At 61.7% G+C, this 22,149-nt stretch carries 20 protein-coding genes; 14 read left to right on the top strand and 6 right to left on the bottom strand.

Annotation, left to right across the window (positions count from 1 at the left end):
• Positions 1-115: 115 nt before the first annotated feature.
• Positions 116-1,162: a tripartite tricarboxylate transporter substrate binding protein gene (locus JQ611_RS28070; protein WP_212467235.1), complete on the bottom strand. Its 1,047-nt coding sequence runs from the start codon at positions 1,160-1,162 to the stop codon at positions 116-118.
• Positions 1,163-1,434: 272 nt separating this feature from the next.
• Positions 1,435-2,406, bottom strand: coding sequence for a LysR family transcriptional regulator (locus JQ611_RS28065; RefSeq protein ID WP_212467283.1), 972 nt, complete (start codon positions 2,404-2,406; stop codon positions 1,435-1,437).
• A gap of 177 nt (positions 2,407-2,583) precedes the next feature.
• On the opposite strand from JQ611_RS28065, the gene JQ611_RS28060 reads away from it, so the two are divergent.
• From JQ611_RS28060 to JQ611_RS28050, 3 genes are all read left to right on the top strand, one after another.
• Entirely contained in the window at positions 2,584-3,201 is a 618-nt protein-coding gene (locus tag JQ611_RS28060; protein WP_212467234.1) for a UbiX family flavin prenyltransferase, read from the top strand.
• Positions 3,202-3,233: 32 nt separating this feature from the next.
• Entirely contained in the window at positions 3,234-4,655 is a 1,422-nt protein-coding gene (locus JQ611_RS28055; RefSeq protein WP_212467233.1) for a UbiD family decarboxylase, read from the top strand.
• Between the two features lie 127 nt (positions 4,656-4,782).
• Positions 4,783-5,637: a helix-turn-helix transcriptional regulator gene (locus tag JQ611_RS28050; RefSeq protein ID WP_212467232.1), complete on the top strand. Its 855-nt coding sequence runs from the start codon at positions 4,783-4,785 to the stop codon at positions 5,635-5,637.
• Between the two features lie 30 nt (positions 5,638-5,667).
• Here the strand turns inward: JQ611_RS28050 and JQ611_RS28045 are convergent, their stop codons facing one another.
• From JQ611_RS28045 to JQ611_RS28030, 4 genes are read right to left on the bottom strand one after another with little or no spacing between them, the layout of a single operon-like run.
• Positions 5,668-6,348: a nuclear transport factor 2 family protein gene (locus JQ611_RS28045; protein ID WP_212467231.1), complete on the bottom strand. Its 681-nt coding sequence runs from the start codon at positions 6,346-6,348 to the stop codon at positions 5,668-5,670.
• Positions 6,349-6,378: 30 nt separating this feature from the next.
• Positions 6,379-7,656, bottom strand: coding sequence for an aminomethyl transferase family protein (locus JQ611_RS28040; protein ID WP_249133504.1), 1,278 nt, complete (start codon positions 7,654-7,656; stop codon positions 6,379-6,381).
• A gap of 14 nt (positions 7,657-7,670) precedes the next feature.
• Positions 7,671-8,582 (bottom strand): bifunctional methylenetetrahydrofolate dehydrogenase/methenyltetrahydrofolate cyclohydrolase FolD, encoded by a 912-nt coding sequence (gene folD / locus JQ611_RS28035; RefSeq protein ID WP_212467230.1) that lies wholly within the window; start codon positions 8,580-8,582, stop codon positions 7,671-7,673.
• 8 nt (positions 8,583-8,590) lie between these two features.
• Positions 8,591-9,331, bottom strand: a complete 741-nt coding sequence (locus JQ611_RS28030; protein WP_212467229.1) for a GntR family transcriptional regulator — start codon at positions 9,329-9,331, stop codon at positions 8,591-8,593.
• Between the two features lie 159 nt (positions 9,332-9,490).
• Between JQ611_RS28030 and JQ611_RS28025 the strand changes: the two genes are divergently transcribed.
• The 11 genes from JQ611_RS28025 to JQ611_RS27975 all read left to right on the top strand — a co-directional run bounded on the left by JQ611_RS28025 (position 9,491) and on the right by JQ611_RS27975 (position 22,111).
• A complete protein-coding gene (locus tag JQ611_RS28025; RefSeq protein ID WP_212467228.1) occupies positions 9,491-10,678 on the top strand; it encodes an ABC transporter substrate-binding protein in 1,188 nt (395 codons plus the stop codon).
• A 71-nt stretch (positions 10,679-10,749) separates the two neighbouring features.
• Complete coding sequence (gene purU, locus JQ611_RS28020; RefSeq protein WP_212467281.1) at positions 10,750-11,619, top strand: formyltetrahydrofolate deformylase; 870 nt, start codon at positions 10,750-10,752, stop codon at positions 11,617-11,619.
• Positions 11,620-11,642: 23 nt separating this feature from the next.
• A complete protein-coding gene (locus tag JQ611_RS28015; protein ID WP_212467227.1) occupies positions 11,643-12,506 on the top strand; it encodes a branched-chain amino acid ABC transporter permease in 864 nt (287 codons plus the stop codon).
• A complete protein-coding gene (locus tag JQ611_RS28010; RefSeq protein ID WP_249133503.1) occupies positions 12,503-13,528 on the top strand; it encodes a branched-chain amino acid ABC transporter permease in 1,026 nt (341 codons plus the stop codon). The genes JQ611_RS28015 and JQ611_RS28010 overlap by 4 nt, the downstream gene beginning before the upstream one ends.
• The gene (locus JQ611_RS28005; protein ID WP_212467226.1) at positions 13,521-14,297 is read left to right on the top strand and encodes an ABC transporter ATP-binding protein; all 777 of its coding nucleotides are present in this window, start codon (positions 13,521-13,523) and stop codon (positions 14,295-14,297) included. The genes JQ611_RS28010 and JQ611_RS28005 overlap by 8 nt, the downstream gene beginning before the upstream one ends.
• A gap of 1 nt (position 14,298) precedes the next feature.
• A complete protein-coding gene (locus JQ611_RS28000) occupies positions 14,299-15,015 on the top strand; it encodes an ABC transporter ATP-binding protein (RefSeq protein ID WP_212467225.1) in 717 nt (238 codons plus the stop codon).
• Positions 15,016-15,386: 371 nt separating this feature from the next.
• A complete protein-coding gene (locus JQ611_RS27995) occupies positions 15,387-18,395 on the top strand; it encodes a molybdopterin cofactor-binding domain-containing protein (RefSeq protein WP_212467224.1) in 3,009 nt (1,002 codons plus the stop codon).
• Positions 18,392-19,207, top strand: a complete 816-nt coding sequence (locus JQ611_RS27990; RefSeq protein WP_212467223.1) for a xanthine dehydrogenase family protein subunit M — start codon at positions 18,392-18,394, stop codon at positions 19,205-19,207. The genes JQ611_RS27995 and JQ611_RS27990 overlap by 4 nt, the downstream gene beginning before the upstream one ends.
• Complete coding sequence (locus JQ611_RS27985; protein WP_212467222.1) at positions 19,204-19,728, top strand: (2Fe-2S)-binding protein; 525 nt, start codon at positions 19,204-19,206, stop codon at positions 19,726-19,728. Before JQ611_RS27990 ends, JQ611_RS27985 begins: the two co-directional genes overlap by 4 nt.
• Positions 19,721-21,274, top strand: coding sequence for an AMP-binding protein (locus JQ611_RS27980; protein ID WP_212467221.1), 1,554 nt, complete (start codon positions 19,721-19,723; stop codon positions 21,272-21,274). Before JQ611_RS27985 ends, JQ611_RS27980 begins: the two co-directional genes overlap by 8 nt.
• 30 nt (positions 21,275-21,304) lie before the next feature.
• Positions 21,305-22,111 carry an enoyl-CoA hydratase/isomerase family protein gene (locus JQ611_RS27975; RefSeq protein WP_212467220.1) on the top strand — a complete coding sequence of 269 codons (807 nt, stop codon included), beginning with the start codon at positions 21,305-21,307 and terminating at the stop codon, positions 22,109-22,111.
• Positions 22,112-22,149 lie beyond the last annotated feature (38 nt).

Below are 22,149 nucleotides of genomic sequence, written 5' to 3'. Positions count from 1 at the left end.
TTTCCTGGAGGCGATGCGGTTCGAGGGCGAGCGGTGGAAGATGTTCGGCGAGCTCATCGAGGGTGGCAACGTGCAGGAGTAGCGATGGCGCCCCAGGCCGTTTCAACTGCCGCGTTCACATTGGTTCAATTCCGATCTTTCTGATGATCGCGGCCCATTTGGCACTTTCCGACGCCATGAAGTTTCTGAGTTCTTCCGGGCCGAGGACAAGCGGTTCGGCGCCTTGCTCGACGAGGAGCGTGCGCACCTTGGGATCATTCATGGCCTCCACCACAGCGGCATACAGCTTGTCGATCACGGCCTTGTTTGTGTTGGCCGGCGCGAGCAGGGCAAGCCAGGCAGAGCTCTCGTAGTCCGGAAGGCCTGCCTCGGCAGCCGTCGGGATGGCGGGTAGCGCAGTCATGCGTTTGCTGCTGGCGACCGCGAGCGCCCGCGCATCGCCGTTCCTGATCAGGCCGATCACGTTGGGCAGAAGCTGGAATCCGAGCGGCACCTGGCCGGAGATGAAGTCCGGCGTATAGTTGGAAATGTTGCGGTAGGGAACGTGGGTGAGTTCGGTGCCGGTGAGCTGCTCGAAATGGGCGCCGGCCAGATGCTGTGACGAGCCGACGCCGACCGTGCCGTAGTTCAGCTCCTTGGGATGCGCCTTGGCGTAGTCCATCAATTCGCGAAGCGATTTCGGCGGAAGTTTCGAATTGATGACCACGACGTTGGGCAGGACGGCGAACAGGCAGATCGGCGCGAGATCCCTCAGTGGATCGTAGCCAAGATCCCTGAATAACGACTTGTTTGCGGCCAGGGGCCCTGAGGTGCTCATCAACAGCGTGTAGCCGTCCGGTGCGGCATGCGCGGCTGCCGCGGTGCCAATATTGCCGCCGGCGCCGGGGCGGTTGTCTACCACGAAAGACTGCCCGAACGAGGTGGCCATCCGGTTGAGCAGGATACGCGTGATCACGTCGCTGGCGCTGCCTCCGGCAAAGGGCACGTACACCTGGATCGGCCGACTGGGGTAATCGGCAGGTTGCGCTTCAGCGGACGGTGGCGCCACGGTGGCAAGGATGGCGGCCACGCACAGAGACAGGAGCGCTCTCCGGACGGCCCTAAGCCCGTCAGTGTGCCGTGCTGTGCCATTTTTAATCTTGCTGCAACCAAACCACGCCATCCTCGGACTCCATCTTCCGACTGCCTTCTTGTTTTGGCGGTCTGCTGGAATTCGCCCAGATATCCGGGGTTTGGGACGGCACCGGGCAGTACGGCTGCAGCCTCGACGTTCGCCTGGAAAACTTGTCCCGCCACGATTTTCTGCGCTTGCGGAGAAACGTAGTTAGTCGGGGGTATCACCGTCATGCCGGCTCGTCTCAACACTTACCAAGCCGTCTCATTTTAAGGTACGGAGCGACATCTTGGTCCGAGCGGCGGTGCGGCGAATTGAATTTAGGAAGTAGTTCGTCTGCGAGGCCCCTGACGAGGCTTACCAGAGGAGGACGTCGAGCCGCCGGATGGCGACTCCACGAATGTCCGTACCGAGGCAGCGGCTTCCGCCAGATCGTGGCTGATGATGTCCAGCACTGCCTTCGCAGCGACGGACACTGCCCTTCGTGGATGATGAACCCAGGCAATCGAGCGAACGATTTTTTGCTCGTCGAAGCGATGGGCTCGGATGGTTCCGCCCGCAAGGGACTGCCGTAGCGCGATGGTCGGCAAGACCGTTGCGAAATTGGTGGTCGCGATCACATCGCACAGAGCCGGCAGGGTGTCGAGTTCCAGCCGCGGTCTCAGGTCGATGCCGACCGCGGCGGCGTGCTCGTCCAGGATCAGTCTCAGGCCATGGCGTTTCGAGGGCAGCACCAGATCGAAATCAGCGATGCGGTCGAAACGCAGTTTTGCCGGTAGCTTGATCGACCCCTCTTTCCCGCAGGCCAAGACCATTTCCTCGTCCATCACGTGATGCGCGGCGAGCGGAGTCCGCCGGCGAGGTACGTTGATCAGCGCGAAATCGAGCTGGCCAGTGTTGACCCAATCGACCAGCGTCTCGGTGTAGCCTTCACAGGCGGAGAGGGTGATCTCGGGGTAGCGGCTGGCTACCGTCGCGGACGACCTTGCCATGATGCTTTGCGCGACGGAAGTAATGAGGCCGACGGACACCCGGCCCGAGATACGCCCGCCGAGTTGCGCCATCTCCTGCCGCGCGTGCTCGGCATCGCGTACAATCGGCGCCGTCAGCCGCAGCAGCGCTTCGCCGGCGCTGGTCAGCGTCATGCCCTGGACGCTGCGATCGAACAGCTTCTGGCCAAGCTCAGCCTCGAGCTTGGCGATCTGCATGCTCAGCGCGGGTTGCACGATGTTGAGCTGGCGTGCCGCGCGGGTGACGTTCTTTTCTTCGGCCAAGCACAGGAAATATTGCATCTGCCTGATTTCCAAGGCGTTCTCCTCATGCTTGGCGGATCAAGCCATCATTTCAGATGATCGATGCCATAATCAATCATTATTTGTGTTGATGATGTCCGCTGCCTAGTCTTGTTCGGCGGATGTGCGGCCCGATCATGGGCGCTCGAACGCCAATCATGGGAGCGGAACGACAACATGCAGGACACGCCCCAGCGGCTGATCATCGGCATTTCGGGTGCATCGGGCGTCACTTATGGCGTGCGCATGCTGCAATTGTTGCGGAATGCCGGGGTCGAGACACATCTGGTGATGTCGAAGACCGCCGAACTGACTTTCGCCTATGAGACGGACCTGAAGATTGCGGAGGTGAGGGAGCTTGCCAATGTCAGCCATGCGATCGACGACATGGCTGCCTCGATATCGAGCGGCTCGTTCCGTACCGCCGGCATGATCGTGGCACCTTGCTCGATGCGTTCGATGTCCGAAATTGCATCGGGCGTGACCACCACGCTTCTGACCCGCGCCGCCGACGTCGTGCTCAAGGAGCGTCGACGCCTGGTGCTCATGGTGCGCGAAACCCCGCTGCACACCGGCCATCTGCGGACGATGACGGCATTGTCCGAGATGGGCGCGATCATCGCGCCGCCGGTGCCTGCGTTCTATGCCAAGCCCGAGAACCTGGAAGATATGGTCGACCACACTGTCGGCCGCGTGCTCGACCTGTTCGACGTCGATGTCGGCATCGTGCGCCGCTGGGGCGAGGACAAAGCGCTAAAGCGTCGTCCGCAAGCGTTGCGCAAGATCGTTCCCTGACGATTGCTCCGACCTGAGGAAAGACCAGTCATATGCAAACTGAACACCTGGCAAAGAAAGAGGCCAACGTGCCTTCCGATCTGCGGGCATGGCTCACCCATCTTGCCGGACGTGGCAGGCTCGCGATTGCCCGCGAAGGCATCGGCTTGGCCGACGAACTGGCTGCGGTCGCCAAGCGTCTTGAGCGCGACTGTGCCGTTCTGTTTCCACGTCCCGGCGGACACGAGATTCCGATCGTCGCCAATCTGTTTGCCGGTCGTGACTGGGTCGCCGACGCCATCGGGGTCAGCGAGGATCAATTGCTGCCGCGATTTCTGGCTGCCGCGCGGGAGCCGCTGCCGACCCGCGAGGTAGCAAGCGGCCCGGTGCAGGACGTTGTCCATGAGAACGTCGATTTGCTCAGCCAGCTTCCAATTCCCAAGCACAATGAGCGCGACAGCGGGCCTTATATCACGGCCGGATTGCTGATCGCCCGCAATCCCGAGACCGGCGTCCAGAACGTCTCGATCCACCGTTGCCAGATTAGCGGCTCGAACCGTATCGGCGTCCTGCTGCTTCCGCGCCACACGTTCTCCTACTATCGCATCGCCGAAAAGAAGGGTCAGGCGCTGGAAATCGCGATCGTCATCGGCGCTCATCCGGTCCTGCTGCTTGCCTCGCAGGCGATCGCCGCGCTGGACGAGGACGAAATGGCGATTGCCGGTGCGCTACTCGGCGTGCCCGTAGACGTCGTGAAATGCCGGACCAATTCGGTGCGCGTTCCCGCGCACGCGGAAATCGTGATCGAAGGACGAATCCTGCCCGGTGTGCGCGAGCCGGAGGGACCATTCGGCGAATTCCCCCAGTATTATGGTCCCCGTGCCAATCGCGAGGTGATCGAGGTGGACGCGATCACGCATCGAGCGCAGCCCATCTTCCACACGATCGTCGGCGGTGGCTACGAGCACCTCATCCTCGGCGGCGTTCCGCGCGAGGCGACGCTGCTCCAGCATTTGCGGCGCAGCTTTCCCAATGTGCTTGATGTCCGCCTCACGCGTGGTGGCACGTGCCGCTATCATCTCGCGATCAAGATTGACAAGACCAACGATGGCGAGCCGAAGAACGTCATGATGTCGGCGTTCGGGGCTCACTACGACATCAAGCAGGTCATTGTGGTGGACAAGGACGTCGACATCAGCAGTACCGATGAGATCGAATGGGCGGTCGCCACGCGCTTCCAGGCAGACCGGGATTTGCTGGTCGTTGCCGGCGCGCTCGGCTCCAAGCTGGATCCGACCTCGAACGATGGTATCAGCGCCAAGATGGGCCTCGACGCGACCGCGCCCGTCGATGCGCCCGAGCTTGCCTTCAAGCGGATACGTGTGAAGGGCGAGGACCAGGTCGATCTGGCCGTGGCTTTGCAAGCCGATCCGAACGCCGCCTTCGCGCGAATTCTGGCAGAGGTCCGGTCGTGAGCCAATTGTCGCAGCATGACTGCAGCTTGAATCTTACCGCACGAATGGCGTCGGCGCCCGATCCTGGTTATACTTGCACTTCGGGAACCGGATCATTCCGCATCGCAATGGCTCAAGGGAAGTCCTGATGTCCACGGCCCTGCGCATTGCTCATGGTGCTTTCGGCAGGGTCGCTCTGCTCGACATGGACCGTTCGTTGGTCCGTCATGCTCATCATCACTGCCATGTCCTGCTCAAGGTCGAAGGCGCCGACACGCAGTTCCTGGTTGGCGACCGGATCTATCCGCTTACGGACATGACGGCCGTGCTCGTCGACGGGTGGAAGCCGCACGCCTACGTGCATGGCGTCAACAGGCCGCGAACCCTTATCTTGGCGCTCTATATCGAGCCCGAATGGCTGAAGGAGTTCCGGCCGGGATGGGCCGCCAGCGGCGCGCCCGGCTTCTTCGAGCAACCGTCGGGCGAGATTTCTCCGCGCATTCGCCAGCTTACCCTGCACCTCGCGGCCGATATGATGGCGCATCCAGACGACCGGCACGCCCATGAGCAGACGCTGTCGGATCTCATGATCGCGGTGATCGAGCGATTCACGCCCTGGCGCAGCTTTCCAAACTCGATCCGGGGCATGAGCGCGGTAAGCTGCGACTGGCGGATCCGACGCGCGATGGATGCTATGCGGCTCCGGAATTCCTACGCCAATGTCGGTCAGTTCGTGAGAGGCGCCGGCCTGTCGCGTGCGCAATTCTTCCGCCTGTTCGAGGCATCGCTTGGCGTCTCGCCCAAGCTCTATCTCAATGTCATGCGGATGGAACGGGCGCTGGACGCGGTGATGCGAGAAGATACCCCATTGGGGGAGCTGAGCGAGCGCTTCGGCTTTCTGGAGCCCGCGCATTTCACACGCTTCTTCCGCGATCATGCCGGCGTCAGTCCGCGCGAATTCCGCAACGTCTCGCGTTCACGCATTATAACTGCATCTGAATGATTGCAAATGCAGTTGTTGGCTGCGTAGCCGTCAAGGCAGCTGAGACGAGGGCAGCCGGCAATTAAAGCTATTTGCCCATTGCAATGATGTGGACTCTCCGCGTAGCCAGCGTTGGCCTAGTGCGTAAAGTGCTTCAACTTCCGGACCCTTCAGTCCCGGCATATCCTTCTTGACGGGATATCCGATCTGAGACTGCATATAGGCTAGATGGCGATAACCGGCCGGAAACTGCGAAAGCAGGTTGCCATCGAGCGTCAACGAGGCGCGGGGGTCAACCGGATCAATCCGGTCCTTCTCGTAGATGGGCTGGCGTACCACCAAACCCCAACGACCCTGACGCTTCTCCAGGAAGTCGTAAAATCGTCCCGTGCAGACGACATCACAAAGTACGTCATGAACGTCAGCTCTCTGCGAGATCGTCATCTTCGTCTGTGCAATCGCGCGTTCGCCCGAAAGATCAATCGAGATGCCTCCAAGAAAATGAAGGATGCTGACGCCCCGATTCCATCCCTCGATAGAAGCCTCGATGAACTCGGCGGCTGTTCCCTGTTTCCAGGTGGCATTCATTCGCCCGTCATCGTGCCACACGGTTCGAAAGCGCTCCCAGTCGCCCGCGTCGCGCCAGATCGCCCAGTTCTCGATCAACTCGCGAATTGCACGTCGATCGCTCTCGTCATGCAGGTCGGAGGCGTCTTTCTGTGTCGTTGTCATATCCTGCTTCCATACTATGGCGCGCGTTTCTCAGGCGAGCTTTGCCATGTCCACCCGCCGGTTGTCCTTCTTGTAGGGAGCCGGAGCCACGCTGGCACGAATTTCCTTTTGTGGTTCGCCGGGGTTGCCCCATACCAGCACGACCTCCGTGCCGATGTCGCTATCGGCGACGTCCATGACGCTCAATGACAGCATTTGGCGGAAGTAATAGCTATACCCGCGAGACGTCGAAATGCCGACTTCGCGGCCGCCGCGCAACACCTTGTCTGCATAGACGAAGCCGCGCTGGTCGCGGGGCATGTCCATAAAGTGGAAGGGCTGTTCCTTGCGGAACAGCGAGGCGTAGACCTCGATTACATCGTCGGCGTTCCAAACCAGAGTTCGGATCACGCGGCGAGGGTTGGCCACTTCCTTTTCGAGCGCCTCCCGACCGATGAATTCATGGTCGAACTTGATGTTCTTGCCCCACCCCAGTTCGACGGGACTGCGATAGTAGGAGCGAATATCGTCGGACTGGAAGCTGCCTGCAATGTTGAACGTGACTGCAAAGGATGGCATGGCGGCCTTGAACTCGGCGAGATATTCCTTGGCGTCGTCGCCGAACATGGCCGGCAGGTAGTCGACCAGGATGGTCGGAAAACAGGCCTCTAGGTGGTTGATAAACACCGCGCGGCCTCCGAGCTGCCGGATACCAAAGTCGCGCCCGGCTTCGAGGATCGCGTCGTAGATTTCTTTCGAATGAGCGGTTGGACCCTGCAGCTCAAAGCCGGGTTCACCGGCCATTCCTTGCCGGAGCGCGAGGACCTTGTGTCCCCTGATGGTAATTTCCCCGTTGCGCATAAAGCCGATATCGCGAACGTTCTGGCCGGACACCTTCTCGACGACGGCGGCCGCATTCGGTCCGGAAACCTGGAAGTTGAACCAGTCGTCGGGTTGCGAGGTGGCGTTGTAGTTGCCATGCCGGAGTTTGTAGTCGACCCAGAAAGTGCCGCGACCAAACAGCATGAATTCCTCCTCGCCCAGCCGGGTTAGGATGCCTTCGTGGATCACCTTGCCGTCGTCGTTGCAGTGAATGACGTGCTTGGATTGATTCAGGTCGAACTTCGCAAAGCTGTTCACCGACGTATCGGACAGCAGCCTGAGCGCGTCCGGCCCCTTGAAGCGGCGTTCCCAAAGGAAAGACCAGTCGCCGATATAGCACGTCTCCTTCCAGGACATGCTCTCGTCGATCCAGTCGGTATATTCGGGAAGGCCCCAGCGGCTCGTGAAGTAACCTGCTGGTGTCGTACGCATGTCATTCGGTTTCATAACTACCTCCCTGGTTACGCCAACTGCGTGATGTCTTGTGGATGAACGGGTGTCAGGATCGGTCCGCGGGTCCGTTCGACGAAGCGGCGGGCTGCCGACATGGTGTTGACCAGCAGCATGGTGACCGTCATGGGCCCGACGCCGCCCGGCACGGGCGTGATACAGGAGGCCTTCCGGCTCACACCCTCAAAATCGACGTCGCCGACCAGGCGTCCGTCCGGCAGCCGGTTGATTCCGACGTCGATGACGACAGCCCCGGTTCGCACCATCTGGGGCAGGATCAGGTTGGGGACGCCGGCCGCGACCACGAGGATGTCGGCAAGGATCGTGTACTGCGCGAGGTCCCGTGTCTTGGCGTGACAGACCGCGACCGTTGCGTCTCGGCGCATCATCATCAGCGCCATCGGCTTGCCGACGATATTGCTTGCTCCGACGATCGTGACGTTCCTGCCTTCGATGGGAATACGGGCGTGGTCGAGGATGTTCATCACGCCAAAGGGCGTGCAAGGCGAGAAGATTGTGTCACCGACGACTAGCCCGCCGACATTGTAGAGATGAAAGCCGTCGACGTCCTTCTCGACGGAAATGGCGTGCAGCACGGCGCGAACATCATGGTGCGGTGGCAGCGGGAGCTGCACGAGGATGCCATGCGTCGCTGGATCGTCGTTCAGCCGCTCGATAGCGTCGATCAGCGTGTCGGCCGGCACATCCTTCGGATACTCGATCATGCTCGAGCGGATTCCGACGTCCGTACATGCCCTGATCTTGTTGGCGACGTAGATGCGGGAGGCCGGGTCGTCGCCGATCAGGATTACGGCAAGTCCCGGTACTACACCGGTAATCCGGACAAGGTCGTCGACCTCAAGTCTGGTCCGATTCCGAATCGCCTTTCCGATCACCCGTCCGTCCAGAATACGTGCACTCACGGCCGGTCCTATTTGAAGCGCGAGGTCTTGATCAGCGTGAGGGCAGGAATGCCGTGAGGTTCCTGGCCCGAAGCCAGCACCAGCCGCAGGTAACGCGTCGCGCAGAAAGAATGCTCGGCCGTGACCGCCTGCGCTCTCGCGCTCTGCCGGTTCCGGATTGCCTCGACGATAGTGCGATGCTGGTCCTGGGCGACGACGAGAATCTGCACGACGCCGTGCACGTCGGCGCGCTGCGATTCAATGAATGCGTTCGGGGCTGCGAAGGGCAGGGACATGATGCGCTGAAGCGAGTGTGCGATCATCTCGCTGCCCGATGCTTCGACGAGCAGCGCGTGAAACTGGTCGTTGAGGCGGACGAACTCACTGAGGTCGAAGTGCTCCGACAGGGCAGCTACCGCATGGTTCAGATCTGCCACACAACGGTCCATGCGCGCGAGCAACTCGGCAGGCACCCCACGCTCGGCCGCGAAGCGCGCAGCCATTCCCTCAAGCACGCCCCTGATTTCTATCGCGTCGGCAAGGTCCTGTTCGGTGAAGCCCTTGACCGCGAATCCGCCGCTCGGAAGCTGCTCGAGCAGCCCTTCCTCGTTCATGCGAACCAAGGCAGTTCGCGCCGGAGTCCGGGAAACCCCGAAGCGCTCAACCAGCAGGGTCTCGGAGACGCGGGTGCCAGGTCTCAGCTCGCCTTCCAGAATAAGCCCACGGAGGCCGAGCAGGGCCTTCAACGTCTGGGAACTTGCGTCATCCATAACCACGAGATTACCTTTCTGGATACGATACGTATACGATATTGCCGATTACCGGGTCAAACTTGACGAAAATGCAGGCATATGTCACCACACTGTATACGTATGACATACGACGCGCGCAAGGGCCGTATCATGGGAGGAATTTCCTTGGGGGATCTAATGAGGTTCAAATCTGCATTCGGAACTGGAATTGCCGTAGCTGCTGTCCTTTGGAGTGCGTCTGGTCTGACCGCCGAGGTCGTCAAGGTCGGCGTCATCGCCCCGTTCTCCGGTAACTTCTCCGGCTCGTTCGGCGCACCGTTCCGGCAGGGCATCCAAGCCTATGTGGCGCAGCACGGGCAGCCGGCGCCGGAGATCAGTATCGAGTGGATCTACCGCGACAATTCGCAGGTCGATCCGCAGCGCGCGAAGGCGCTGGCGCAGGAGCTGGTCGTCAAGGACAAGGTGCAATACCTCGCCGGCATCATGACGACGCCCGAGGCGCTCGCCATCGCGCCGCTGGCTCAGTCGGCAAAAATTCCGACCATCCTGTTCAACTCTTCGACGTCCATCGTCGTTAGCAAGTCGGACTATTTCGTCCGTACCTCGAACACCTTGCCGCAGGTGACGGTGCCGATCGCCCGCAATGCACTGAAGCGGGGAATTCGCAACGTCATCACCGCGGTTGCCGACTATAGCCCGGGGATTGATGCGGAGACCGCATTCAAGAAGACGTTCGAGGCCGGAGGAGGCACGATCGTGGAATCGATCCGGATGCCACTGAGCGCCACGGACTTCGGTCCCTACATGCAACGGATCAAGATCGCCAAGCCCGACGCGCTGTTCGTTTTCCTTCCCTACGGTCCGCCGACTTACAGCTTCGTGAGGTCGTATGCCGACAGCGGCTTGCGAGCATCCGGCGTGCGGTTCCTCGGGACGTCGGAAACCCAGGAGAGCGACCTCCAGGAGCAGGGCGATGCCGCGCTCGGCCTCGAGACGACGTATTTCTACTCGGCGGTTCATCCTTCGCCCGAGAACAAGGCCTTTGTGGAGGCGGTGGCGAAACTGGCGCCGGGAGCGATGCCCAATCCCGCGACCGTGTCGGCCTATGACGGTACGCATGTGCTGTACACGATGATCAAGGCGACTGCCGGCAAGCCCGATCCGGACGGCGCTCTGTCAGCCGCGAAGGGGCTTTCCTGGACGAGCCCTCGCGGGCCGGTGCGGATCGATCCGCAAACGCGCGACATCATCCAGAATGTCTATCTCCGCGTCGTCGAGCGCGATGCGGCGGGGCGGCTCGTCAACCGTGAAACCGAAACCTTCGAAGCCCAGCCCGATTACGGCCTGGAGCTGTCAAGGAAATGAACGTCCAGCTTACCCCCGATGGCGGCGTGCGCCTGCACGCCGCCGCTTGCCAAGATGCGCAGGAATCCATGATGTCTTCGCCTTGCTACATCCTGACCCTCTCCTGCCAGAACAAGCCCGGCATTGTTGCAGCGGTGTCGGCATTCTTGTTTCGCTCCGGCTACAATATCCTCGACGCCAATCAGTTCGACGACGTGGAAACCGGGCGCTTCTTCATGCGCATCGTGTTCAATCCGGTCGAAGCCGAGTCGCAACCAGACGCGGCCGGATTGCAGGAGCAGTTCGCGGAGACTGCGCAGCAATTCGGGATGTCCTGGTCGCTTCACGATCGCGCGCAGCGGCGCAAGGTTCTCATCATGGTATCGCGCTCCGACCATTGCTTGGCGGACTTGCTGTATCGCTGGCGGATCGGCGAATTGGCGGTCGATATCGTCGGCATCATCTCCAATCATCCCCGCGAAATCTACGCCCACCATGACCTCGAGGGGGTGCCGTTTCACCATCTGCCGGTGACGAAGGAAACCAAGCTTGAGCAGGAGGCGGAAGTCTGGCGAGTAATTCAAAACTCCGGCGCCGAGCTCGTGGTGCTGGCGAGGTATATGCAGGTCCTCTCGGACGGGCTGACGGCAAAGCTCGCCGGCCGCTGCATCAATATCCATCATTCCTTTCTGCCCGGTTTTAAGGGAGCAAAACCCTACCACCAGGCGCACGAACGGGGCGTCAAGCTGATCGGCGCGACGTCACACTTTGTCACCTCTGATCTCGACGAAGGCCCGATCATCGAGCAGGACGTAGAGCGCATCTCGCATAGAGACACGCCCGACGACCTGATCCGCAAGGGGCGCGACATCGAGCGTCGCGTGCTTGCGCGCGCCGTCCGTTGTGTGGTGGAAAACCGAGTCATTCTGAGCGGCCACAAGACCGTGGTCTTCACGGATTAGCCAATGCGCAACGGTTGTGGCGGATGAATACGCTAACCAGCATTCTGGTTGATGCTCTCGCCTACGGGATGGTTCTGTTCATCATCTCGATCGGCCTGTCGATCATGCTCGGCCTTGCCAGGGTCGTGAACCTCGCCCATGGCGGCTTCGCCATGATCGGCGGCGTGCTGGCGTCGTTTGCCGTTCGGACCGCCGGTCTGCCCTATGGCGTGGCCGTTGTCGCGGCGATTCTCGGCGTGGTCCTGCTCACATGGCCGCTCGAGCGCCTGCTGTACCACCGGATCTACACGCTGCCGCCGCTGCCGCAGGTCCTGACGACCATCGGTATTACCTTCTGCATTATCGGGCTGACCAATTTTGCCTTCGGTCCAACGGTCAAATCGATCCCGCTGCCTCCGCTGCTGTCGGGGCCGGTGGATATCGGTTTCCGCACGCTGCCCGCGCATAGGATATTCGTCATCGCGTGCGGTACCGCGGTGGCGATCGGCTTGTGGTATCTGATCGAGCGGACCGAGTTCGGCATCAGGCTGCGCGCGGCGGTCGACAATCGCGCCATTGCGTCCGCGCTCGGGATACGAACCAACCGCCTCTACGCGATTGCGTTCAGCCTGTCCGCCGCTCTCGCCGCGCTCGGTGGCATCGTCGGTGCCGAGCTGATGCCGATCGAACCGTTTTACGCGCTTCGCTACATGGCGGTGTTTCTGGTCGTGGTGTCGGTCGGTGGCGCTGGCTCGATCGCAGGTTCGGTCGCCGCCTCGCTGCTGCTGGCCTTGGCGGATACCACTGCAAAATACCTGGTGCCGGACTATGGCGAGTTCATCTTCTATCTCACTGTCATCGGCATCGTGTCGCTGTTTCCCAATGGCCTGCTCGGACGACCTCAATGATGCTTCAGGATGTCTCGCGCGCGCCCGCGGAGCAGGGCAGATTTCAAGTCCATCGCGATCGCTCGACGATGACGCAGCTTGCCGTACTTGCCGCTGCCGCGATCGCCGCATTCTGGATGTTTCCGAATGATCTGTCATTTTTGGCCCGCGTCATCTGCCTGGCGATTTTCGTGATGTCGCTCGACCTCGTGCTCGGCTTCTGCGGCATCGCCACGCTTGGACACGCGGCGCTGTATGGTATCGGCGGATACGCGGCGGGAATTCTCGCCGTGTCCGGCGGCATTGCCCAGCCATTCGTCCTGCTGGCCTGCGGTATGATCGCCGGAGCGGTGGCCGGCGCGCTGTCCGGCGTCATCATCGCGCGACATCGCATTCTCACCCAGATCGTGGTCTCGATCGCGCTCGTCCAGCTCACGGCTGCCGCTGCCAACAAGGCGTCATGGCTGACGGGGGGGAGCGACGGATTGTCGGGGATTTCTCCCGGTCCGGTCTTCGGCGCCGAGTTCGATATTTACGGGCGGACGGCCTATTGGCTTGCGGTCGCAATCCTGCTCGTCGTCTTCGTCCTGTTAAGGCGCCTGGTCCGGTCCCCGTTCGGCCTGCTGTGCCAAGCGATCGAAAGCGATCCCGTCCGCGTCGAGGCGATGGGCGCGAAGGTTCGGCCGACCTTGATCGCGATGTACGCCATCTCCGGCGCGGTCGCGGGGCTGGCCGGCGCCTTGGCCGCGATCACGGCGGGTGTCGTGGCACTCGACAGCGTCAGCTTCGAAAGGTCGGCGGAGGCGCTTGTCATGCTGATCTTGGGTGGCACCGGTACGCTGATGGGCGGTGTGCTGGGCACGGTTCTGTTTCAGATCGCCGAGCACATACTGTCGGCTTTGAATCCATTCCACTGGTTGACGTCGATGGGGGTCCTGCTGGTGGTGGTCATCCTGACACTGCCCGGCGGCATCCAGAGCATCGGGGCGCAGTTCGTGCAATGGATCAAACACGCGCGCTGGGGAGCCCGTCGCGATGTCTGAGCGGCTCCGGATAAATGGCTTGCGCAAGGCATTTGGCGGACTCGCCGTGACGCGCGACGTCTCCTTCGGCCTCCAGTCAGGCGAGCGGGTCGCCCTGATCGGCCCGAACGGGGCGGGGAAATCCACCCTCATCAACCTTGTGACCGGCCTGCTCTCTGCCGACGGCGGAGAGGTCCGGCTGGACGGGCAGGACGTCACGCGCGCATCCGCGACAGCGCGTGTACGAGCGGGATTGGTCCGATCGTTCCAGATCAGCCGGCTGTTTCAAAACATGACAGTTCGCCAGAATCTGAGGCTGGCGGTTCTTCAACGACAGAGGCTGACCGCGCGCTGTTGGCGTCCGGCCGATCAGTATCAGGCCGTTGAGCATGAGACTGCTTCACTCCTCGACCAGCTCGGACTGTCCGCAATCGCCGATAATTTGGTCCACCATATCGCCTATGGGCAACAACGGTTGACCGAGCTTGCGCTGGCTCTCGCGCTCAATCCCGGCGTTCTGCTGTTGGACGAACCAGCGGCTGGAATTCCTCAGTCGGAGACCGGGCTTATTCTGAACGCGCTGGAGCGCTTGCCGGCCGGGATTGCCATCCTGATGGTCGAACATGACATGGACCTGGTGTTTCGTTTCGCGTCGCGTGTCCTGGTGCTCGCTGCTGGGGAACTGATATTTGAAGGCACGCCTGACGAGCTCGTGAAGGACTCCCGGGTGCGGGTGGCCTATCTCGGCGGTTACAGGGCCGGTGATAGTCATCGTGGACGCACGGCGTGACATGCAGAACATCAGTCTCAAAATCTCGAACCTTTCTGCCGGATACGGGGAAACCCGGATCATCGAGGACATCAACCTGGAATTCTCCGCGCGCCAGAAAGTAGCGGTGCTCGGCCGCAATGGTGTCGGGAAGACGACGCTGCTTGCGACCCTGATGGGTTTGACGCGGCGGCATGCCGGCACCATCAGTCTTGGCGACCTTCCCTTGATGGATCTCGATCCCGCCGATCGGGCCTGGGCGGGTATGGGATATGTTCCCCAGACGCGCGACGTGTTTCCGTCGTTGACGGTCGAGGAGAATTTGAGAGCAGGGTTGAAGCAGCGCCCACGCGCTGCTGTAGAGGAGGCGTATGCCATGTTTCCCCGCCTGAAGGAGCGGCGGCACAATCCCGCCGGCCGATTGTCGGGCGGGGAGCAGCAAATGCTGTCGACCGCGCGAACCCTGCTCGGGCGTCCGCACGTGCTCTTGCTGGACGAGCCGCTCGAAGGCTTGGCTCCGGTTATTTGCGACGAATTGATGGAGGCGTTCAACCGTCTCACGACGGACGAGTCTCCGATCATCATCATCGTCGAGCAGCAAATCGAGCGGGTACTCGACTTCGTAGACACGGCGGTTCTGCTTGAGCGTGGCAGGATCGCCTGGGCTGGCTCAACCAGCGAACTGCTAACGAAAGACAGCCTGATAGAGCGCTACGTCGGAGTAGGGCTACGGTCGTAATTGTCCGCAGGCGATCGCATCACGTCGGGAGCTCACAGTTTGCGCGGAGAACGCGCCAGCAGTTCTCACCCTATGGGAAACGTCGACACATCCGTCCTCCTCGCGTCCGGCTTGAATGGGAGGTCGACGAGTTGAGCTTCAGTTTCGACTGCTTCGCTCGTATTGCGTCCCCGAAGGACCGAAGCTTCGCGACCTGAACGACTCGGAGTGTCACGAACGTCGATCCGGGACGTTAGCCACCCGACCTGCGCATGCTCCTTCAAATGAGACGATTTGGTAAGTCCTGAGAGCGGGCGGTATGGCCCTGCACCCCCTGATCCTGACAACTGTTCGCGTCGCATCGAAAAACGCGTCGGGAGGCATGCGAAGACATGGTGCAGGACGCGGTCCGAACCGCAACATCGATCGAGCAGCGCAGGGGCGACGACCGGCCGTGGGTCGGGCGTTCGATCGAACGCGTTGAAGATGCGGCCTTGCTGACCGGGCGCGGCCGCTTCATCGACGACCTCGGCGTCCGCCCGGGCACGCTGTACGCCGCCATCCTGCGCTCGCCCCACGCTCACGCTGAAATCGCCGGGATCGATAGCGAAGTGGCGCGGCATGCGGACGGGGTTGCCGCGGTCTTGACCGGCGACGACATCAAGGCATTGACCGCCAGCCTTGTGGTCGGCGTAAAAGCGCCGGTTGAATGCTGGCCGATCGCCGTCGGACGAGTCCGCTATGTCGGGGAGCCGGTCGCCGTTGTGATCGCGTCTGACAGATATAAGGCCGAAGATGCGGTCGATTTGATTGGCGTGCAGTACAGGGCGCTTTCCGCCAACATTGACCCGCTCAAGGCGTTGTCGCCCGAATCCTCGGTTCTTCACGATGGTTTTGGCGGTAACGTCGCGAGTGACCGAACCTTCCGCTACGGCGATCCGGAGCGCGCCTTCGCCGAAGCTGCCCACCATATTTCGGTCGACGTCAAATATCCCCGCAATTCGTGCACGCCGATTGAAACCTATGGCGTCGTCGCCGACTATGACGCGTCAGAAGATGCCTTCGACATACTCGCAAACTTCCAGGGACCTTTCAGCATCCATGCGGTGATCTCGCGCGCACTAAAAGTGCCCGGCAACCGTGTGCGGCTGCGCACCCCCCCGGATTCCGGCGGCAGTTTTGGCGTCAAGCAGGGCGTGTTTCCCTACATCGTGCTTCTCTGCGCCGCATCGCGCGCGGTCGGGCGTCCAGTCAAATGGATCGAGGACCGCCTGGAGCATCTGACGGCCTCCGTTTCCGCGACAAACCGTGCCACCAAGCTTTCGGCCGCAGTCGCATCCAATGGCCGGATTTTGGCGCTCGACTGGGATCAGGTGGAGGATTGCGGTGCGCATTTGCGGGCGCCCGAACCTGCCACGCTCTACCGCATGCACGGCAATCTGACAGGCGCATATGACATTCAACATGTGGCGGTGCGCAACCGAGTCGTCGTTACCAACAAGACGCCGACAGGCCTGAATCGTGGCTTCGGCGGGCCGCAGGTCTATTTTGCGCTGGAGCGGTTGGTGCAGCGGATCGCTGTCGAACTAAATCTCGATCCGTTGGACGTCATCAAGCGAAATCTGGTTCCGGCGGATGCGTTCCCCTACCGGACCGCGACGGGCGCCTTGCTCGATTCCGGCGACTATCAGGAAGCGATCGCGCGCGGTATCGCAGGTGGAGCGCTCGATGAGCTGAAGACCCGCCGGGACGCCGCTCGGGCCGAAGGCAGGCTCTACGGAATCGGATATGCGGCGGTCGTTGAGCCCAGCGTCTCAAACATGGGGTACATCACCACCGTGTTGACGGCGGCCGAGCGTCGCAAGGCCGGCCCGAAAAACGGCGCGCAAGCAACAGCCACCGTGACCCTCGACCCCGTCGGCAGCATCATCGTTCACGTCGCATCGGTTCCCCAGGGACAGGGGCATCGGACCGTTCTGTCTCAGGTGGTGGCCGATGTCTTCGGCCTCGCTCCTGCTGACGTACGGGTCAATACCGAGATCGATACCGCGAAAGATGCATGGTCGATCGCATCCGGCAACTATGCGAGCCGCTTTGCTGCGGCGGTGGCCGGAACTGCGAAGCTTGCGGCCGAACGCATTGCCGCGCGCCTGGCGCGTGTCGCGGCGAGCCAGTTCAATACCGATACGGACGACATCATGTTCGCAAACGGCAGCGTGAGCTCGAAGCGGAACCCGGACAACAGAATCGCGTTCTCGCGGCTCGCCGCACTGAGCCATTGGGCGCCGGGCACCTTGCCCGATGACGTCGAGCAGACCATTCGCGAGACCGTGTTCTGGACGCCGCCCGAACTCACGCCGCCGGACGACGAAGACAGGATCAACTCGTCGCTTTGCTATGGCTTCATCTTCGATTTTTGCGGCGTTGAAATCGACCGCACGACCCTGATGACGCGCATCGACCGCTATGTGACCATGCACGATTGCGGCACGATCCTGCATCCCGCAATGGTCGACGGGCAGATCCGCGGCGGGTTCGCGCAGGCTGTGGGCGCCGCGCTCTACGAAGAATATGCCTACGCGCCGGACGGCAGCTTCCTGACGGGCACCTTCGCCGACTACCTGCTGCCCACCACCGTCGAGGTTCCCGATCCCGTCATCCTTCACATGGAGACGCCATCGCCGTTTACGCCGCTCGGATCGAAGGGGGTCGGGGAGGGGAATTGCATGTCGACGCCGGTCTGCATCGCCAACGCGGTAGCCGATGCGCTTGGTACCAAAGATGTGGAGCTGCCGATCGTTCCCGCTGGATTGGCCGAGATCGTCCGCGGCGCCGAGCCGATCCCTCCGGTTGGACGCGGTGCCGAAGCGCCGAAAACCGCCAAGAGCGGGCGTCAGCTCCGCGGTGATGGCAGCGCCACGGTCAATGCTCCGCCCGAGGCGGTCTGGGCGATGCTGCTCGACCCCGCAACATTGCAGGCCGTCATTCCGGGGTGTCACAGGGTCGAGAAGCTCTCCGACACTCATTTTCGGGCCGAGGTCACGATCGGGATCGGGCCGGTCAAGGGCCGCTACCGCGCCGAAGTGAAGTTGTCCGATCTGGACGCCCCAAGCGCCGTGACGCTCGGGGGGTCCGCTGAAGGCGCCCTCGGGTTCGGCAGCGGCGAAGGCCGCATCAAGCTGGCACCTGAGAACGGCGGCACGTTGGTGCGTTACGAGTACGACGCGGCGATCGGTGGCAAGGTCGCCAGTATCGGCGGTCGCCTGCTGGACGGAGCGGCACGCGTCATTATCCGTCAGTTCTTTTCGGCATTGGCCCGGCACTCGGGAGGCACGGCGGCTGCAGATACCGGGACGTCCCTGATCGGCAAGTTGCGGTATCTGTTCAGGAGGCGATCGTGAAGCCGGCTCCGTTCGATTATGTCCGCGCGGAGACGCTGGAAGAAGTCCTTGCAGTTCTGGCCACCGAAGGCGGCGACGCGCGGATCATGGCGGGCGGGCAGTCGCTGGTGGCGATGCTGAACACGCGGCTGGCGAAGCCAAAAGTCCTGATCGATATCATGCGGCTGAAGGAACTCGACCGCATCGAAACCAGGGCCGGATCCGTGACGGTCGGTGCTGGCGTCAGGCAAGCGGCTCTGCTGACCTGGCCCTCGCTTGCCGAGAAATTGAATCTCGTGGCGTTGGCCCTGCCGTGGACAGGCCACGTCCAGACCCGTAGCCGCGGCACCATCTGCGGTTCGATTGCGCACGCTGATCCGAGTGCGGAAATGCCGCTGGCCCTCCTGGCGCTTGGTGGTGAGGTTCATTTGCGGACCGCAAGGAAACGCCGAAAGGTCGCGGCCAGTGAATTCTTCACAGGCATGATGTCCACGGCCCGCGCCGACGACGAATTGATCGAAGCGGTTTGCTTTCCGTCGGGCAACGCCACGCGTTGCGCATTTCGTGAGGTGGCGCGCCGTCACGGCGACTTCGCGATCGTCGCATGCGCGGCGGTCGCCGATCAGAACGGCGTCCGCTTCGCCGTCGGCGGCGTTGCGGACACCGCCGTCGCGCGCGATTGGCCACGCCTCGACGGCAGCGCGCTGGACGATGCGTTGAACGCATTCGCACATGAACTCGACGCACGGGACGATGTACATGCAACCGCCCGATATCGGCGAGACCTGGTCCGCTTGATCGGACGCGACCTTGTGCGAGAGGTGCTGCAATGAGGCGTCTCCAATCGGACCGGCGGCATCATATCAGGTTCACGTTGAACGGTTCGGCCGCGCATGGCGAGGCTGAACCCCGGATGCTGCTGACCGATTTTCTGCGCCATCAGATCGGTGCTACCGGAACCCATGTCGGATGCGAGCACGGTGTCTGCGGTGCGTGCACCGTCGTCGTTGACGGGATGATCACACGGGCGTGCCTGATGCTCGCCGTCCAGATCGACGGCAGCGAAGTGCGGACCGTGGAGGATCTTGCTCCGTCACGAGACCGCCTCGGCGTGCTGCAGTCCGCGTTCAAACGCCATCACGCCCTGCAGTGCGGCTTTTGCACGGCCGGAATCCTGATGTCGCTTGATCACTTCCTGCGCGACCATCCGGCGCCCGATGAGGGCGATATCCGCGACCTGCTGAGCGGTCATCTTTGCCGATGCACGGGCTATACGCCCATCGTCCGCGCGGCCCTCGATGCCGCGCGTGAACTGGCCGGCTCCTCCACAAACGAAGAGAATACACATGCTTGATCTCGGTACCAGCTTCGTCGCCAGCGTGGCCCGCGATCCCACTGCGGTTGCGATCGTCGATGGCGATCTTCGCTTCACATATTCGCAGTGGTACGCGCGAATATCATCGGCAGTCGCGTTGTTCGACGAACTCGGGCTGAAGCCGGGCGATCACATAGTGACCGCACTGCAGAACCGCTGGGAGGCCGCAACCATCCATTGGGCCTGCCAGTTCGCCGGTATCGTGATCACTCCGGTCAATTGGCGGGCCAAGTCGGACGAGCTCGATTTCTGCATCGAGAACTCGGAATCGCTGGCTGTGATCTACGAAAGCGTCTCGGCGGAAGCGGTGGCGGGCTCGAAGCTCGGCCACCGTATGCTGCGTATCGCCGTCGGCGGCACAACTATGATGGACCAAGGCTCGGTTTCCTTTGGAGAGATGGCGGCCAAATCGGTGCCGGGAATCACGCCGCGCGTGGGTCCGGACGCCTGGTCGATCATGCTCTACACGTCGGGGACCACGTCGAGGCCAAAAGGAGTTCCGCGCCGCCACCGGGCTGAGCGCGCAGCAAGCGTCGCCCATGTCGCCCAAAATCTGTACGGCCGTGACGAGCGTACTCTCGGCGTGATGCCGCTCTATCACACCATGGGCGTTCGATCGCTGATTTCGATGTCGTTGATCGGCGGTACCTTCGTGTGCCTACCGCGCTACGACGCGCGACAGGCTCTTGCCGCCATCGAGCGGGAGAGGGTGACGAATCTCTATCTGGTTCCGACGCTTTATCACGACCTCGTCCATCACCCCGAGTTCGGGCACACCGATATTTCCAGCGTGAGCAAGCTCGGATTCGCCGGTGCGCCGATGACTGACGGTCTTTTGAAAAAACTGGACCAGACGTTCAAGCCGGACCTGTTCGTCAACCACTACGGTAGTTCCGAAATCTACACCTTCACGATCGAGCCGAACGCTGTTGCCAAACCTGGCTCGGCGGGCAAAGCGGGGATCAATCAGCACGTCAAAGTCGTCAAACTCGAGGCCCGGTCGGCGGCGGATACCGCGGAGCCCAACGAGGAAGGCGAAATCATCGCGCTGCTTGCGGGCGACGAATCGTTTGAGGGCTATTGGAGGCGTCCTGATGCGGACGCCAAATCGCTGCGAGAGGGCTGGTATTTCACCGGCGATACTGGTTTTGCAGATCGGGATGGCGATCTGTTCGTCACCGGTCGCGTCGACGACATGATCGTCACGGGCGGAGAGAACGTCTCTCCCGTTGAAATCGAAAGCTGCCTGTCGCTGCATCCGGCGGTGTCCGAGGTCGCGGTTGTGGGTCTAGCTGACGAGAAATGGGGAAAAATCGTCGCTGCTTTCGTGAAGCGCAGTGCTCCGGTCGGCGAAGCCGACCTCGAAGCATTCTGCCGCGACTCCGGACTGGCCAACTTCAAACGTCCTCGCCGCTTCGTCTTCGTCGATGCCATCCCGAAGTCTCCCGTGGGAAAACTGCTGAGGCGACTGCTCGTCGCTGGTGAATACGAGGCCGAACATCGACCGCCATCAACCGCGGTCTAGTTTCAAACATCAAAAAGAGGGAAAACGAAAATGCCATCATCTTTCAACTTCACAGACCCGCGTCTCGGCAAGCTCGACGGCTTCCAGGTGGAAATCGACGAGGCGCACGAACGGGCGGACATCATTCTCAACCGGCCTCCCTACAACATCGTGGCGATGCCGCAGCGCGACCAGCTTCGATTGGTGTTCGAGACTCTGGACGAGGATCCGCGCGTCAGGGTCATTGTCGTGCGGTCAATCGGCGAGCATTTCTCGAGCGGCGGAAATATCGGAGGCTTCATGGAAGCAACGCCGGAGCATGTGTCGAAGCTTGCCTGGAATATCGCCTCGCCGGCGCGTTGCGCGAAGCCGGTGATCGTTGCCAACCGCGGATATTGTTTCGGTGTCGGGTTTGAGCTCTCTCTGGCGTGCGACTTCAGAATCGCGTCTGAGACGACATTTTACGCGTTGCCGGAGCAGAAACTCGGACAAATTCCCGGTTCGGGCGGATCCGCGCGCCTGCAGAAAATGATCGGCATCACCCGCACCAAGGACATCGTGATGCGTTCGAAGCGGATTTCCGGAAAGCAGGCGCTGGAATGGGGAATCGCGACCGAGTGCGTGCCCGATGCCGAGCTGGAAAAGGCAACCGACAAGCTCGTGGACGAGCTTCGCACGTTCTCGCCGTTGGCTCAGCGCACGGCAAAGAAACTCCTCAACGATACCGAGGATTCGACGCTGGCCATCGCGATCGAACTCGAGGGCCATTGCTACAGCCGCCTGCGCCAATCGGCGGATTTCAGGGAAGGTGTCGAGGCCTTTAATGCCAAACGCGCTCCGAAATTTACCGGACTCTAAGGCCAGCATCGAACGTGACCCGGCAGAAGGGCTCCCAC

The organism is Bradyrhizobium sp. AUGA SZCCT0182 (genome assembly GCF_018130185.1).
Lineage (GTDB): Bacteria > Pseudomonadota > Alphaproteobacteria > Rhizobiales > Xanthobacteraceae > Bradyrhizobium.
This window is presented reverse-complemented; position numbering and strand designations above follow the sequence as displayed.

Bases quoted from the DNA above. Each gene is read 5' to 3' on its own strand.
- JQ611_RS28010 (WP_249133503.1), top strand. From the start codon at position 12,503: ATGATGCTTCAGGATGTCTCGCGCGCGCCCGCGGAGCAGGGCAGATTT.
- JQ611_RS27980 (WP_212467221.1), top strand. From the start codon at position 19,721: ATGCTTGATCTCGGTACCAGCTTCGTCGCCAGCGTGGCCCGCGATCCC.
- JQ611_RS28045 (WP_212467231.1), bottom strand. From the start codon at position 6,348: ATGACAACGACACAGAAAGACGCCTCCGACCTGCATGACGAGAGCGAT.
- purU (WP_212467281.1), top strand. From the start codon at position 10,750: ATGTCTTCGCCTTGCTACATCCTGACCCTCTCCTGCCAGAACAAGCCC.
- JQ611_RS28055 (WP_212467233.1), top strand. From the start codon at position 3,234: ATGCAAACTGAACACCTGGCAAAGAAAGAGGCCAACGTGCCTTCCGAT.
- JQ611_RS28060 (WP_212467234.1), top strand. From the start codon at position 2,584: ATGCAGGACACGCCCCAGCGGCTGATCATCGGCATTTCGGGTGCATCG.
- JQ611_RS28005 (WP_212467226.1), top strand. From the start codon at position 13,521: ATGTCTGAGCGGCTCCGGATAAATGGCTTGCGCAAGGCATTTGGCGGA.
- JQ611_RS28030 (WP_212467229.1), bottom strand. From the start codon at position 9,331: ATGGATGACGCAAGTTCCCAGACGTTGAAGGCCCTGCTCGGCCTCCGT.
- JQ611_RS28050 (WP_212467232.1), top strand. From the start codon at position 4,783: ATGTCCACGGCCCTGCGCATTGCTCATGGTGCTTTCGGCAGGGTCGCT.
- JQ611_RS27985 (WP_212467222.1), top strand. From the start codon at position 19,204: ATGAGGCGTCTCCAATCGGACCGGCGGCATCATATCAGGTTCACGTTG.
- JQ611_RS28025 (WP_212467228.1), top strand. From the start codon at position 9,491: ATGAGGTTCAAATCTGCATTCGGAACTGGAATTGCCGTAGCTGCTGTC.
- JQ611_RS28065 (WP_212467283.1), bottom strand. From the start codon at position 2,406: ATGCAATATTTCCTGTGCTTGGCCGAAGAAAAGAACGTCACCCGCGCG.
- JQ611_RS28040 (WP_249133504.1), bottom strand. From the start codon at position 7,656: ATGAAACCGAATGACATGCGTACGACACCAGCAGGTTACTTCACGAGC.
- JQ611_RS28015 (WP_212467227.1), top strand. From the start codon at position 11,643: ATGAATACGCTAACCAGCATTCTGGTTGATGCTCTCGCCTACGGGATG.
- JQ611_RS28070 (WP_212467235.1), bottom strand. From the start codon at position 1,162: ATGGCGTGGTTTGGTTGCAGCAAGATTAAAAATGGCACAGCACGGCAC.
- JQ611_RS28000 (WP_212467225.1), top strand. From the start codon at position 14,299: ATGCAGAACATCAGTCTCAAAATCTCGAACCTTTCTGCCGGATACGGG.
- JQ611_RS27975 (WP_212467220.1), top strand. From the start codon at position 21,305: ATGCCATCATCTTTCAACTTCACAGACCCGCGTCTCGGCAAGCTCGAC.
- JQ611_RS27995 (WP_212467224.1), top strand. From the start codon at position 15,387: ATGGTGCAGGACGCGGTCCGAACCGCAACATCGATCGAGCAGCGCAGG.